Annotated in this window: 10 protein-coding genes; 6 read left to right on the forward strand and 4 right to left on the reverse strand. The window is 65.7% G+C overall.

Annotated features, from left to right (window positions below):
• Positions 1-30: 30 nt before the first annotated feature.
• Together CKO27_RS04435 and CKO27_RS04440 are read right to left on the reverse strand one after the other, a co-directional pair.
• Entirely contained in the window at positions 31-783 is a 753-nt protein-coding gene (locus CKO27_RS04435; RefSeq protein WP_200373674.1) for a class I SAM-dependent methyltransferase, read from the reverse strand.
• On the reverse strand, positions 780-1,934 hold the full coding sequence (locus CKO27_RS04440) for a BtaA family protein (protein ID WP_338115879.1): 1,155 nt from the start codon (positions 1,932-1,934) through the stop codon (positions 780-782). The genes CKO27_RS04435 and CKO27_RS04440 overlap by 4 nt, the downstream gene beginning before the upstream one ends.
• A 292-nt stretch (positions 1,935-2,226) precedes the next feature.
• Here CKO27_RS04440 and CKO27_RS04445 point away from each other — a divergent pair, with 292 nt between their 5' ends.
• A complete protein-coding gene (locus CKO27_RS04445) occupies positions 2,227-3,210 on the forward strand; it encodes an aldolase catalytic domain-containing protein (protein WP_200373675.1) in 984 nt (327 codons plus the stop codon).
• A gap of 3 nt (positions 3,211-3,213) precedes the next feature.
• Positions 3,214-4,512, forward strand: a complete 1,299-nt coding sequence (locus CKO27_RS04450; protein WP_200373676.1) for a citrate synthase — start codon at positions 3,214-3,216, stop codon at positions 4,510-4,512.
• A gap of 223 nt (positions 4,513-4,735) precedes the next feature.
• On the opposite strand, the gene CKO27_RS04455 is transcribed toward CKO27_RS04450, so the two are convergent.
• Together CKO27_RS04455 and CKO27_RS04460 are read right to left on the reverse strand one after the other, a co-directional pair.
• The gene (locus CKO27_RS04455) at positions 4,736-5,128 is read right to left on the reverse strand and encodes a DNA-binding transcriptional response regulator (protein WP_200373677.1); all 393 of its coding nucleotides are present in this window, start codon (positions 5,126-5,128) and stop codon (positions 4,736-4,738) included.
• A complete protein-coding gene (locus CKO27_RS04460; RefSeq protein WP_200373678.1) occupies positions 5,128-5,442 on the reverse strand; it encodes a hypothetical protein in 315 nt (104 codons plus the stop codon). Before CKO27_RS04460 ends, CKO27_RS04455 begins: the two co-directional genes overlap by 1 nt.
• Before the next feature lie 204 nt (positions 5,443-5,646).
• Between CKO27_RS04460 and CKO27_RS04465 the strand changes: the two genes are divergently transcribed.
• The 4 genes from CKO27_RS04465 (at position 5,647) to pmbA (ending at position 13,818) form a co-directional block, all read left to right on the forward strand.
• On the forward strand, positions 5,647-9,702 hold the full coding sequence (locus CKO27_RS04465) for a YhdP family protein (protein WP_476718494.1): 4,056 nt from the start codon (positions 5,647-5,649) through the stop codon (positions 9,700-9,702).
• 210 nt (positions 9,703-9,912) lie between these two features.
• A complete protein-coding gene (locus tag CKO27_RS04470) occupies positions 9,913-10,743 on the forward strand; it encodes a carbon-nitrogen hydrolase family protein (RefSeq protein ID WP_200373680.1) in 831 nt (276 codons plus the stop codon).
• A gap of 86 nt (positions 10,744-10,829) precedes the next feature.
• The gene (tldD, locus tag CKO27_RS04475) at positions 10,830-12,275 is read left to right on the forward strand and encodes a metalloprotease TldD (protein ID WP_200373681.1); all 1,446 of its coding nucleotides are present in this window, start codon (positions 10,830-10,832) and stop codon (positions 12,273-12,275) included.
• Between the two features lie 193 nt (positions 12,276-12,468).
• On the forward strand, positions 12,469-13,818 hold the full coding sequence (pmbA, locus tag CKO27_RS04480; RefSeq protein WP_200373682.1) for a metalloprotease PmbA: 1,350 nt from the start codon (positions 12,469-12,471) through the stop codon (positions 13,816-13,818).
• The last annotated feature ends 2 nt before the right edge of the window (positions 13,819-13,820 follow it).

A 13,820-nucleotide genomic window follows, 5' to 3' on the forward strand; every position in this document is an offset into this window, starting at 1 on the left:
AGCAGGACGTAGCCAGGACGCCATCCCCTTTCATCCAGGATCGCTCCGCGTCTCCGGCGACTCGGCGCGGTCTCCGCGTCCCAGGAACAGATAGTAGGGTGCGCGCGCTCCGGGCAGGTAGGGCACGGGTGCGCGGCGTTCCAGCAACTGGTGATTGGGAAGCCGTTGGCGCAGTAGACGAAGATGGTCGGGGTTGGGGTGTACGCCGTCATGCCCGAACCAGCGTGGCCAGAAGAATCGGGTCAAGGCGTCGTGGCGGACCGTTCCTGGTCCGCCCGAGGCATCCGAGACGTAGAAATCGACGACGCCAAGCGTTCCGCCTGGGCGAAGGATCTCGATGGCGTTGAGGATGGCCCCGCGCCAGTCCGGGATCATGGTCAGCGAATAGGAAAACAGGATGAAGTCCGGCGGTGTCTCGGGCCGATAGCTCGTGGCGTCGGCCTCGATCACATGGACGTTGTCCATTCCCCGAGTGCGCTGGCGCGCCTGTTCCAGTAGGGCTGGACAGAGATCGACCAGTTCGACCCGCTCGAACTCGGCGAGCCGCTGGCCGAACAGGGCCAGGTTGCTCCCCGTTCCTCCACCCAGTTCGAGGATCCGCGCCCCGGCTGGCGGGTCCATGAGCCTGAGCAACGCCTCGCGTCCGTGCAGGAGACGCTCGCGGAAGCGGTCGTAGTCCCTGGCTTGAGGGGCATAGAAGGCTTGGAGCCGTTCGGCGTGGGAGCCGCGTCTGGGCTGGCCGAGCAGCAGACGGGCGAGGATGCGGATGTCGCTGGCGATCATGCCCGGACGTCGGCGATGTGGAAGCCGGCGTAGGTGTGGACCCGGTCGAGCAGGCTCAGCCGTCGAGCCAGCTCCGGGTGGAACGCCAGACGTTCGCTCAGCCGGTCGCGGTTGGCTCCCAGCTCGATACGCTCCAGATAGGTCGGCGCGGCGTGGGCGCTGCGGAAGATCAAGCGCGCGTTGGGCGTTGCCCGGTCCAGGATGGCGACCCATTCCTCCTCCAGGGCCTCGGGATGATAGGAACTCATCCAGTCCATGTGGTCGAGCAGGACGAACTTGGAGATCGGCTCCTCGGTGCCGCGCAGGAACTCGGTCACGGTGGATGTGTGCGGCTCGATGCGATCCACCAGTCCGGCCTTGAGCGCGGCGAAATTGTCGCGCTTGAGATACTCGGGACAGCAGTCCTCGGTATAGCGCCCGCGCAGATAGACCGACCAGAAATAGTTGGTCGAGATCGGCAGTTGACGGAAGACGTACTCGATCGCCTCGCGCACGAATCCGGCCACGCCTTGGGTGTGCTGGGCCTGGACCTCCTTGCGCTGGGGATGGGGGACGCCGAGCAGGCTCATGGTGAGCTGACGCGAGAGCGTCCACTTGACGCTCGGCGTCCAGATCAGCGGCTGAACCCGGGTGTCGTAGACGTGGCGCTGGTCCTCCAGCGTGTGGCTCTCGAACAGATCCCGAACACTTTGGGCCAGACGCGGCCGGACCTTGAGATAGCCATGGAAGGCGCGCGCGACGATCCCCGAGAGTCCATGAAAATAGAAGCTGCCGTTCGGGTTGCCGAACCAGGGGGCGCGCCGGTCCCAGAAGGCCAGTGCCTGGGGTGATAGCTCCGGACGCAGAACCTCCCAATAGAGCGAGCGGAATTCCGGGTGATAGCCGTGCCCGAAGACCGCGAAGAAATCCGCGAAATCGAGCCGGCGTATGCCGGCGAGCTTGAGTTCCAGCAGGGCGTTCTGACGCGGGTTGGCGTCGACCGCGTGGATCCGTCGCGGTCCGGTCAGGGCATAGTCCAGCACGTTGCAGCCCGCGCTGGTGATGACCAGCAGGGTATCCTCGGGCGTCAGCTCCAGCGCCAGGCGGTCCACGGCAGGATCCTCCCAACAGGTGTTGTAGACCAGGGCGCGCGAATAGATGGCGTTGAACACCCGCTGATCGATGCGGTCGGCGAGTGTCGGTTGGGTCTTGGTCGCTGGAGTGTTCAGGGGATGGCTCCTGGCGATGCGGCGCTCCGGCCCATCGCCGCGCGGGTTGGCGAAAATCGCGCTAGCTTAGCCGCGCCTCATGACGGCCTCGTGGCGGCCGGGCGACGATTGGATGTCCATCCGGTCACGGAACCCTTGCCGGGCGCTGGCGCGGGGGTGAGTCTGGTATTTGCCCGGACAATCCTTTTGGGCTCAAAATGACGAATCGATCAATAGAACTCGCGGAGACCCACGCATGTCCGAGAAAGCCCCCTGGATCACCTTCCGTCCCGAGCTCAAGGTGCTGGACTGCACCGTGCGCGACGGCGGGCTGGTGAACGCCCATCAATTCAGCGACGAGTTCGTGCGCGCGGTCTATCAAGCCTGTGTCGACGCCGGCATCGACTACATGGAGATCGGCTACAAGAACTCGGCCAAGATCTTCCCCAAGGAGAAGTTCGGACCCTGGCGTCACTGCGACGAGGCGGATCTGCGACGGGTGGTGGGCGATCACGATCCGGACAAGACCGGGCTCAAGCTCGCGGCCATGGCCGACGCCGGCAAGAGCGATTGGACGACCCAGATCGTGCCGGCGGCCGAGAGTCCGCTGTCGGTGATCCGCGTCGCCTTCTACGCGCATCAGGTGTCGGAGGCGGTGGACATGATCCGCCATGTCACCGAGCTGGGCTACGAGGCGACGGCCAATCTGATGGCCGTCTCCAACATCACCGAGGAAGAGATCGACACGGTTCTGGAGGCCATTGCGCCGACCCCGGCCACCACCATGGTCATCGTCGACAGCTTCGGCTATCTCTACCGCGAGCAGATCGACCGGCTGTACAGGAAATACACCATGGCCCTGGAGGGCACCGGCAAGGAGATCGGGATCCACGCCCACAACAATCTGCAACTGGCCTTCGCCAACACCATCGAGGCCATCATCCTGGGCTGCAACCGCGTCGACGCCACCATGTATGGCTTTGGCCGCGGCGCGGGCAACTGTCATACCGAGTTGCTGCTGGGTTTCCTGCGCAATCCCAAGTTCGAGGTGCGGCCGGTCATCGACGTGATCCAGAAATATCTGCTGCCGCTGCGCCAGCAACTGGATTGGGGTCCGTCGATTCCCTACAACATCACGGGTCAGCTCAACCAGCACCCGCGCAGCGCCATCGAGTGGCGCGAAGGGCCGACCCCCGACGATTTCCTGGGCTTCTACGACAAACTGGTAGCGGAGATCTAGATCATGTCCGAAGACGCGACCCTCATCCTTGGCGACAAGCAATACCGTTTTCCCATCCGTGAAGGCGCCGAGGGAGAGCGCGCGATCGACATCCAGGACCTAAGGGCGCGAACCGGCTACATCACGCTCGATCCCGGCTATGGCAACACCGGCAGTTGCGAGAGCGCCATTACCTTCATCGACGGCGAGCAGGGGATCCTGCGTTATCGCGGGATCCCCATCGAGCAGTTCGAGCAGGCGCCGAATTTCGTCGAGGTGGCCTGGCTGCTGATCTTCGGTCATCTGCCGAGCGAGGATGAATATCGCGTCTTCTCCCATGATCTGACGGTCTGCGCCAACCTCGACGAGAGCATGAAGCATCATTTCGAGGGCTTCCCGCGCTCGGCGCCGCCGATGGCCATCCTCTCGGCCATGATCAACGCCCTGTCCTGCTTCCATCCGGATTTCTTCGAACTCGACGATCAGGCGCAGTTCCGGATGGCCGCCGCCGGACTCATCAGCAAGGTCCGCACCATCGCGGCCTATGCCTATCGCCACTCGATCGGGCAACCCTATATGTATCCCGACCCGGCGCTGCGCTATGTGCCGAATTTTCTGCACATGATGTTCTCCCAGCCCTACGCCGAGCACATCTGCGAACCCATGGTGCGCGACGCGATCAACCTGGTTCTGCTGCTGCACGCCGACCACGAGCAGAACTGCTCGACCTCCACGGTGCGCATGGTCGGTTCCAGTCAGGCCAACCTCTTCGCCTCCTGCGCGGCGGGGGTCTGCGCGCTCTGGGGACCGCTGCATGGCGGGGCCAATGTCGCCGTGCTGGAGATGCTGGATCAGATCCACCAGGGCCAGATCAGTCCGGAGGACTACGTGCGCATGGCCAAGGACAAGGACAGCAAGGTGCGCCTCATGGGCTTCGGGCACCGGGTCTACAAGAATTTCGACCCCCGCGCCAAGATGCTGGCGAGCGTCGCCGAGAAGCTGCTGCCGACGCTCGGGGTCAAGGATCCCTTGCTCGACATCGCCCGCAAGCTGGAGGAGATCGCCCTGGAGGATCCCTATTTCGTCGAGCGCAAGCTCTATCCCAATGTCGACTTCTACAGCGGCATCATCATGCGCGCCGTCGGCATCCCGACCAACATGTTCACCGTCATGTTCTCGATCGGTCGGCTACCCGGCTGGATCGCACACTGGTGGGAACAGGCCCAGACGATGGGCAACAAGATCGCCCGACCGCGCCAGATCTATACCGGCCCCACGCAGACGGACCATGTACCGCGGGACGAGCGTCCTGATAGGTTGTGAAGCGATTCAACCCGGCCTGGGCTACGACCCGTAGGACGTAGGATGGGCAGAGCGAGAGCGATGCCCATCTTTCAAGCCATTGTGAATTCAGGATTGTGCCGGATGACATCGGCACGGTTCGAGGGGCCTCGCGGCGCTCGGCCCATCCTTGTATCTAGGGCCTCGGAGCGTACAGGATGGGTTTCGCTGCGCTCTACCCATCCTACGAAGGTTTTTCAAAAGCTTATCCGAGCGCCCGCCGCAACGCCGCCTCGACCTCGTCCGGGTCGACGGGGAAGGGGATCGCGACGAAGATGGCGAAGCGCTTGGCCAGCGTGGCGAATTTGTGCCGGAAGTCGCGCGGATACAAACAGATCACCTTCACGTCCGGATACCGCTGCAGACCGGCCATGAGGGTCTCCAGATTGCTGGTGCGATCCCTGAAATCGGACTGGAAGTTGTATTCCGCGACGACCACGTCCGGAATCCGTCGTTTGAGCGCCGCCTGGGCCTTGCGCTGCGAGGTGACCTGTTCGACCTCGAATCCGAGCGACCGATAGAGCGGGACGAGGTTCGGATAGCCGCCCAGCTCGATGATCGCGAGCAGGCGCGGCGCGTCGCCGGGGTTCCCGGCCATCAGGCGAATACCACCCAAGCCGTGGCGAAGTAGGGGAATGGGTAGTGCCTCGATTCGTAGGATGACGACAAACGAGCACGCCCGTAGGAGCGGCTTGTAGCCGCGAAAAGCCTCGCGTCGGCGCTCATCGCGGCTACAAGCCGCTCCCACGAAATCCTATCGATTGGGGCGCTACCCCGCCCCGCGTACCGATACTCCGGATGGACCTCGAAACGCTCGATCACCGCCGCGCGGAAGGCCAGCGGACGCGCGAAGATGAATCCGCCGGGTTTGATTTCCTGGAGGGCGGCGAGACGCTTGTTGGCGGGATTCATGGCTCGGGTGCCGGGCGGTGGTGTTTCGCCGATTGTCCCGACAGGGGAGGGGCGAGGTCAAACCCCTGTGCCGGAATCACTCCGCCGCTGGCTCCAATCCGATGATCGCCGGCTTTTTCAGGGGTTTTCGCTTCGACCCTGGATCGTCGAGAATGTCCAGCCGGTGCCGCTCGGACCCTATGCGAGACTTCATGCCTGTATTTCATGCCTGTATTTAAGCGTCTCCCGGCGTTCGTTTTGACCTTCGGTCTCGTGGTTTTGGTGACCATGACGCTGTTGATCGCGATCGTGCCGGTTTCGCGCCCGATCGCGGATCAGGCTCGGGAGATCCTGGAGCGCACACTGTCCGAGCGTCTGGGCTATCGAGTGTCGATCGGGTCGCTGAGGCTGGGGCTGGCGGGGCTGAAGCCGCGCCTAACGCTGCGGCGGGTCGAACTCGCGGATCGTGATGAGGGTACGCTGGCCCTGGTCTTGAAGGCCATGGAACTGGAACTGGATCTGTTTGAGTCGCTGCGAACCCGCTCGCCCCGGATTCGGTCGCTTACACTGATTGGCGCGAACCTGGTGGTCGAGCGGACCCTGGACGGGCGTTTGAGGATCCTCGGTCTGGGAGGGCTGGGGGGCGACGACCCGAGGGCCTTGGAGCTGTTTCTGCGCCAGGGTCGGCTCAATCTGGTCGATGGCGAGCTGCTTTATCTCGATCAGGGGCAGGGCGGCAAGCTGTTGCGTCTGGCGCGGACCCGCCTGAGTCTGGACAACGAGGGCGCGCGCCACTGGCTGGAGCTGTCCGCGAGCCCGGTCCCTCCCGAGCCGATCGCGACCGGGGCGGACGAGGCCGAATCCGAGCCCGAGCCCGAGCCCGAGCCCGAGCCCGAGGGCGAGTCGTCGGAGGGTCACCGCCTGTACATGGCCGCGCTTCTTCATGGCCCAGCGGCCGACCCCTGGTCCTGGAGCGGCGGCCTCTACCTGCGTGTCGACAGCTCGAATCTGGGTCTGCTCGTACCGCCGGGGCTTCTGGAACTCGGCCGTCTCGATACCGAGAGCGCCCGGCTGGAGAGCTGGTTCCGAATCCAGAATGGCCGATTGGAGCAGTCATTGATTCGGGCGGATCTGATCGGTCTGAATTTTTCTCCCCCGGAAGCGGGGGCGCGGCCGCCGGGGACCGAGCCCGAGGTCCAGCCCATGCGGTTGCGGCGGTTCCACGCGCTGACCCAGATCCGCCCCCTGGCGTCTGGTTGGCGGGTGCGGATCACCGATCTCGGCGCCAGTCTGACCGATGCCGACCTCTCGGGGCTGAATCTGGATCTGCGACTGAATCAGGACGGGAAGCCCGTTCAACTGGGCGTGATCGCCGCTCGTCTGGATCTGGCCGACCTGGTCGAGATCCTCAAGTCCAGTCCCTGGTCCGTGCCGGAACCGCTGCGCGCGGTGCTCGATCGGGATCCAAGGGGGCTGGTCAGGGATCTGGCCCTGCGTGTCGGGCTGGATGGCGCGGGGCGCCTTCCATCGGGTTGGCGAGCCTCGGCCTCCCTGTCCGGGCTCGGGTTCGCGCAACGCGGCTCGCTGCCGGGGCTCGATGGGCTCGATCTGCTGGTGTCGGGGGATCAGGACGGTGGTGAGTTGCGCCTGGGCTCCGAGGGCCTGGCCCTGGACCTGAATCCGCTGTTCGACCAACCCCTGAACCTGCATCAACTCAGCGGCCGACTCGCCTGGGCGCGTCAGGTCGATGGCGGCTGGCGGATTCAGGGGCGTCATCTGTCACTGGAGAACGCGGATCTCGCCGGCCGGGCGCGGCTGGATCTGGAGTTCCCGGCCGATGGGGGCCGCCCATTCATGGATCTGCGCGCCAGTTTCCATGACGGGAATGGCGCCAATGTCCGGCCCTATCTGCCGGCGGGTATCATGCAGCCCCAGTTGGTGCGCTGGCTCGACGAGTCGATCGTCTCCGGCCGCGTCGTCCAGGCCGATCTGATCTTTCGCGGGGCCTTGGCCGATTACCCCTTTCGCAAGCACCAGGGGCGTTTCGAGCTGCGGCTCGACTTCGAGGATCTTCGGCTCGACTATCAGAAAGGCTGGCCGCCGATCGAGTCCGCCGTCGGGCATCTGCGTTTTCTCGACCAGGGCCTGAGGATCCAGGTCGATCGCGGCCGCATCCTGGACAGTGCCTTATCGGCGGGGCGGGCGGAAATCCCCAACCTCTGGGGGGCGAAGCGAATGCTCATCCATGGCGAGGCGCAAGGCCCCTTCAGCGATGGTCTACGTACCCTGGCCGAAACGCCGCTCGCCAAGGATCTGGGACGTCTCGCCGGGATTTTGGAGGTCAGCGGCGAATCCCGGCTGGCGCTCGATATCGATCTGCCATTCGACAAGAGCCGTGAGCTTGGCGTGGCGGGGCGTCTCACCTGGCCCGCGCCCGCCACGTTGGGGATCCGGGGAACCTCGGTCGTGCTCTCGGAGTTGGGTGGCGCGGTGCGGTTCACCGAGCGAGGCATCGATGCCGAGTCCCTGTCGGCCAAGCTTTGGGGACAGCCGGTCGGCCTCTCGATCGCCACCGAGGGCGCGGGCGATCCCGAGACCTCCGTCACGCGCATCCAGGCGCGCGCGCGCACCCCGGTCAAGACGCTGGCCGAGCGTTTCCCGGCGGATCCCTGGCGATGGCTCGACGGTCAGCTCGATTGGAACCTGGCCGTGACCCTGCGCAACCGCGATGTGAACCAGACAACACTGCCACTGGATTTCCGACTCATCTCGCCATTGCGCGAGCTGTCGATCGCGCTGCCGTCGCCCTTGGGCAAATCGGCCGGCGCCTCACGCGACCTGGACCTGTCGGGGCGATTGGTGCCTGGCCAGTCGCTGTCCGTCCTGGGTCATCTGGGCGATCTCGGCGCGCATCTGAATTTCGATCTGGACGGAACCTCGAAACGCATGGCCCGTGGTCGCCTGAGGCTGGGGGCCACCGAGGCGCCCGCTCCGGAGGCCGAGGGGTTCTACCTGGATGGCTCGCTCGCGGAGCTGGATCTGTCGGCCTGGATCGACTGGGCCGGCGCGGCGAGTCGGGGTTCGCGTCAGGAAACCGCGGCCACCGATGGATCCGCGTTCGCCGGCCTGGATCTCGGGGCACGGCGTCTGCTCCTCGGGGATCTGACGCTGACGGACGCCAGGCTCCGGGCGGATCCGGGCGCGGAGGACTGGCGATTCCGGGTCGAATCCAATGAGGTATCCGGGCGGGTGACCCAGCCCAGGGCGGGGGCGAATCGGCCGCTCGATGTCGCACTCGACCGGCTCGATCTCAAGCGGCTCCTGGCGCGCCCGGAGGACGAACCACCACGCACCGTCGCGCCGGGCGACCCGGATCCGATCGCCGGGCTGCCCTCGCTCGACCTGCGGATCGACAGGCTCCATTGGGGGGATGGCCTGCTCGGCCGCCTCGATCTCGCGCTGCGTAACGACGTGGCCGGCACGCGCTTCCCAACACTGGCCTTGAGCGGCCCCGGATTGCTGACCCTCAAGGGTGACGGCGATTGGATCCGCGCGGCCGACGGCGGACGCGGTCGTATCGATCTGACGGCCCGGACGCCGGACTTGGGACGTCTCCTGGCGGGACTGGACGAAAGTCGCGCCCTGGAAGCCGGCGAGGCCACGGCGAAGGTCCAACTCACCTGGCCGGGTGGCCTTTCGGCCTTCGCGCTGCGCCGCGCGGACGGATTCCTGGATCTGAGGGTCGGGTCGGGGCGTTTCCTGGGGGTCGAGCCGGGTGTCGGGCGTCTGCTCGGATTCCTGAACGTCGGCATGATCGGCCGGCGGCTGGCGCTGGATTTCTCCGACCTCTACGGGGAGGGCTTCGCCTTCGAGCGGATGGGAGGACGTCTCGCGATCGGTCGTGGACAAGCCCGCTTCGACGACTTCCTGATCGACGGAGCGGCCGGCAAGGTGATCGTGGCCGGACTCACGGATCTCTCGGCCCAGCGGCTCGATCAGACGGTCACGGTCGAACCCCGGCTGGGATCGAGCGTCGCCCTGGCGAGCGCGGTGGCGGGAGGTCCGGTGGTGGGCGCGGCCGTGTATCTGGTCGATCGGGTGACCGGTAACCCGCTCGATCGCTTGGGACGTTATCAGTACCGGGTCACGGGTCCCTGGGGCGAACCCGAATGGAAACGGCTCGGATGGGAGCCGCTGTCCGGTCAGGACCAGTCGGGCGAAACCGCGACCAAGAACCCATCCCCGGAACCCGGACAGAACCACTTCATGGATTTGCAATGAGGTTCCGGTTTCGGGGGCCTGGGTCTGGTGGTATGGTCGCAACAGTTACGCGGTCCCGGCCAGGTGAGGATTCTGGTCCGCTCGGATGCCTGGCGTTTGGCCGCGAGAGTGGGGCGGAGAGACCTCCGGGCGGGAAGACGGCGGCTGGCCGCCAACCAACGAATGTAGGGATCCGCGTCTCGGTGTAGGCAGGATTGGGTGATCAGGGCCATGAAAGAAAAACAGAAAATCGGTGCGGTCCAGATGGCGACCGGTCCCAATATCAGCGCCAACCTCTTCGAGGTGGAGCGCCTGACCAAGGAGGCGGTGGACGAGGGCGCGCGCCTGGTGGTGCTACCCGAGAACTTCGCCTTCATGGGCAAGACGGATCGGGAGCAGCTCGCGGTTCGTGAGCCGGATGGCGAGGGTCCGCTCCAGTCCTTTCTGGCGCGCCTCTCCAAGCAACTGGGTGTCTGGTTGGTGGGAGGCACCATCCCCCTGGCCGGCGATGACCCGGACAAGGTTCGCGCCGCTTGCCTGGTGTTCGACGATCGGGGCGAGCGGGTCGCCCGTTATGACAAGATCCATCTCTTCGACGTCAATCTTCCAGGCGTCGACGAGCGCTATCACGAATCGGCGGTCATCGAGGCCGGTAGCGAGCTGGTCGTGATCGATAGTCCATTCGGCCGGCTGGGCGTCGCCGTCTGCTACGATCTGCGCTTTCCCGAGCTGTTCCGCCGGATGCTCGACAGCACAGTGGAGATCCTGGCCATTCCCGCGGCCTTCACGGCGATCACGGGCAAGGCCCACTGGGAGTCGCTGGTGCGCGCGCGCGCGATCGAGAATCTGACCTACGTGGTCGCGGCGGCCCAGGGCGGCTTCCATATCAACGGTCGCGAGACCCATGGACACAGCATGATCGTCGACCCCTGGGGTACCATCCTGGCGCAGGTGCCGCGCGGCACGGGCTACGTCTGCTCCACGATCGACAGGGAATTCCTGGATTCGGTGCGCCGCAGCTTTCCAACCATTCATCACCGTCGTTTGAAATGTGGCCCTTGAGGCCGCAATTTCCCAGACAAACACGATCATTCAGCCTGCTCTGAAAGCCGGCGCTTATCAATCGGGCGCGCCCTTTGTCATTACACATGAACGATCCCATTGCCATCGCCCGCGATCGCATCCTGGCTCCGGCCGGACTGACCGAGCTCGATCTCGATCGTCTGCTCGGCCACCTGACCAACTCGGCGATCGACGCGGCGGATATCTATTTCCAATACAGCCGGCTCCAATCCTGGGTGCTGGAGGACGGCATCCTCAAGGATGGCAACTTCAGCATCGAGCAGGGGGCCGGATTGCGCGCGGTCAGCGGCGAGAAGACCGGCTTCGCCTATTCCGACGAACTGCACTTCCCGGCCCTCGCGCAAGCCGCGTCGGCCGCGCGGGCGATCGCTCGCGGTGGCCAGGAAGGAAAGGTGCGGGTCGGCACGGCCATGGTCGAGCGGCAACTCTACGAGCCGCTCGACCCGATCGCGAGCCTGCCCGACCAGGACAAGGTCGCGCTCCTGCAGCGTGTCGACCTGGAGGCGCGGCGCGCCGATCCGCGCGTGCGCGAGGTCACGGCCAGTCTGGTCGCGGTGCAGGATACGGTGCTGGTCCTGGCCGACGACGGCACACTCGCCGCGGACATCCGCCCGCTGGTGCGTCTCAACGTCAGCGTCATCGTCGAGGACAAGGGGCGGCGCGAGCAGGGTTCCAGTGGCGGCGGCGCCCGTGCCGATCTCGGCTACTTCCTGGTCGAGGATCGCGCCCTGGGCTTCGCCCGCGAGGCGGTGCGTCTGGCCCTGACCAACCTGGACGCGGTCGAGGCCCCGGCCGGAACCATGACCGTGGTGCTGGGCGCCGGCTGGCCGGGCGTGCTGCTGCACGAGGCGATCGGGCACGGGCTGGAAGGCGACTTCAACCGCAAGGGTAGTTCGGCGTTCTCCGGGCGGATCGGCGAGCGCGTGGCGGCTAGGGGGGTCACCGTGGTCGATGACGGCACCCTGCCGGGTCGGCGCGGATCGCTCAACATGGACGACGAGGGAACCATTACCCAGAACACCGTCCTGATCGAGGACGGCATCCTGCGCGGCTACATGCAGGACAAGCTCAACGCCCGTCTGACCGGCGGGCTCTCCACCGGCAACGGTCGGCGCGAATCCTATGCCCACCTGCCGATGCCGCGCATGACCAACACCTACATGCGCCCCGGCGATCGGGATCCGGAGGAGATCATCGCCTCGGTCGAGAAGGGGCTTTACGCCGTCAACTTCGGTGGCGGTCAGGTCGACATCACCTCCGGCAAGTTCGTCTTTTCCGCCAGCGAGGCCTATCTGATCGAGAACGGCCGGATCGGACGCCCGGTCAAGGGCGCGACCCTGATCGGCAACGGTCCGGACGTGCTGACCCGGGTGAGCCTGATCGGCAACGATCTCAAGCTCGACGAGGGCGTCGGAACCTGCGGCAAGGAAGGCCAGAGCGTTCCGGTCGGCGTCGGTCAACCGACCCTGCGGATCGACTCACTCACCGTTGGCGGGACGAGTCAGTCGTAGGATGGGTAGAGCGAAGCGAAACCCATCCTGTACGCTCCGAGTCCGAGGATGCGCACGCGAGGCTTGGCCCATCCTTGTATCCTGAGCCTCGGGGCCTGGAGGATGGGTACGCCCGGCCAGCCTCATCGCCAGACTCGGCCTATTTCCACGGGCTTTACCCATCCTACACACCGTTCACTGTTCAAGAGCATCCATGCCCATCCTGACGACCGAGGACACCGCCGAGCGCCTGGCTCGGCTGCAACAGATCATCGACGACCTGCTCAAGGAGGCCAAGCGCCAGGGCGCGAGCGACGCCGAGGCGTCGGTCGGCGGCAGCGCCGGTCTTGAGGTTGCCGTGCGGCTCGGCGAGGTCGAGACCGTCGAGCATACGCGCGACAACGGATTGGGCGTGACCGTCTACTTCGGTCATCGCAAGGGCTCCGCCAGCACCTCGGATCTCAGCCCTGGTGCCGTGCGCGACGCCGTCCGGGCCGCCTGCGCCATCGCCGAGCATACCCAGGACGATCCCTGCGCCCATCTGGCCGAGGCCGAACTGATGGCGACAGAGATCCCGGACCTGGATCTCTGTCACCCCTGGTTGGTCGACGTCGAGCAGGCGATCGAGCTGGCTGTCGCCTGCGAGGACGCCGCCCGCGCCTTCGATCCGCGCATCGTCAATTCCGAGGGGGCCAGCCTCTCGACCCATCTCGGCATCAATGTCGCCGGCAACAGCCGGGGGTTTCTCTGTGGCTATCCGACCACGCGCCACAGTCTCAACTGCGCCGTGATCGGGCAGGACGGGGACATGATGCAGCGCGATTACTGGTGGACCACCGCGCGCGCGGCGTCCGATCTGGACTCGGCCCGGTCGGTCGGCGAGCGGGCCGCCGAGCGGACCGTCTCGCGGTTGGGCGCCTGTCGGCTCGGCACGCGGGAGGCGCCGGTGCTCTTCCGGGCCGAGGTGGCGGCCGGGCTCTTGCGCAGTCTCGTCTCGGCGATCACGGGCTCCAGCATCTATCGTCGCTCCAGCTTCCTGCTCGATCATCTGGGTGAGCGCATTTTCCCCGCATTCGTGCGGATCCACGAGGAGCCCCGTCTCTTGCGCGGGCTCTCCAGCGCGCCCTACGACGGCGATGGCGTGGCCACGCGCGCCAAGGATCTGGTCAGGGATGGCGTGCTCCAGACCTATATCCTGGACACCTACTCGGGCTGTCGTCTCGGCCTGCCGACCACCGGCAACGCCGGCGGCGTGCGCAATCTGCGCATCGAGATGGGCGAGCTGGACCGCGCGGGCCTGATGCGCGAGATGGGAACCGGTCTGCTGGTCACCGAACTCATGGGACACGGCGTCAACGCGGTCACCGGCGATTATTCGCGCGGGGCGGCGGGCTTCTGGATCGAGAACGGCGAGATCCAGTATCCGGTCGAGGAGATCACCATCGCCGGCAATCTCAAGAAGATGTTCGCCGGACTGGTGGCGGTCGGCAACGACTGCGATTTCCCCGGCGGCACCCGTACCGGCTCCTGGTTGATCGATCGCATGACGATCGCCGGGGAGTAGGG

It is taken from the genome of Thiocystis violacea, from assembly GCF_016583575.1.
Lineage (GTDB): Bacteria > Pseudomonadota > Gammaproteobacteria > Chromatiales > Chromatiaceae > Thiocystis > Thiocystis violacea.

What these genes read in the sequence shown, in the direction of transcription:
- CKO27_RS04470 (WP_200373680.1), top strand. Translation starts at nt 9,913, where the DNA reads ATGAAAGAAAAACAGAAAATCGGTGCGGTCCAGATGGCGACCGGTCCC.
- tldD (WP_200373681.1), top strand. Translation starts at nt 10,830, where the DNA reads ATGAACGATCCCATTGCCATCGCCCGCGATCGCATCCTGGCTCCGGCC.
- CKO27_RS04455 (WP_200373677.1), bottom strand. Translation starts at nt 5,128, where the DNA reads ATGGCCGGGAACCCCGGCGACGCGCCGCGCCTGCTCGCGATCATCGAG.
- CKO27_RS04450 (WP_200373676.1), top strand. Translation starts at nt 3,214, where the DNA reads ATGTCCGAAGACGCGACCCTCATCCTTGGCGACAAGCAATACCGTTTT.
- pmbA (WP_200373682.1), top strand. Translation starts at nt 12,469, where the DNA reads ATGCCCATCCTGACGACCGAGGACACCGCCGAGCGCCTGGCTCGGCTG.
- CKO27_RS04435 (WP_200373674.1), bottom strand. Translation starts at nt 783, where the DNA reads ATGATCGCCAGCGACATCCGCATCCTCGCCCGTCTGCTGCTCGGCCAG.
- CKO27_RS04465 (WP_476718494.1), top strand. Translation starts at nt 5,647, where the DNA reads ATGCCTGTATTTAAGCGTCTCCCGGCGTTCGTTTTGACCTTCGGTCTC.
- CKO27_RS04460 (WP_200373678.1), bottom strand. Translation starts at nt 5,442, where the DNA reads ATGAATCCCGCCAACAAGCGTCTCGCCGCCCTCCAGGAAATCAAACCC.
- CKO27_RS04445 (WP_200373675.1), top strand. Translation starts at nt 2,227, where the DNA reads ATGTCCGAGAAAGCCCCCTGGATCACCTTCCGTCCCGAGCTCAAGGTG.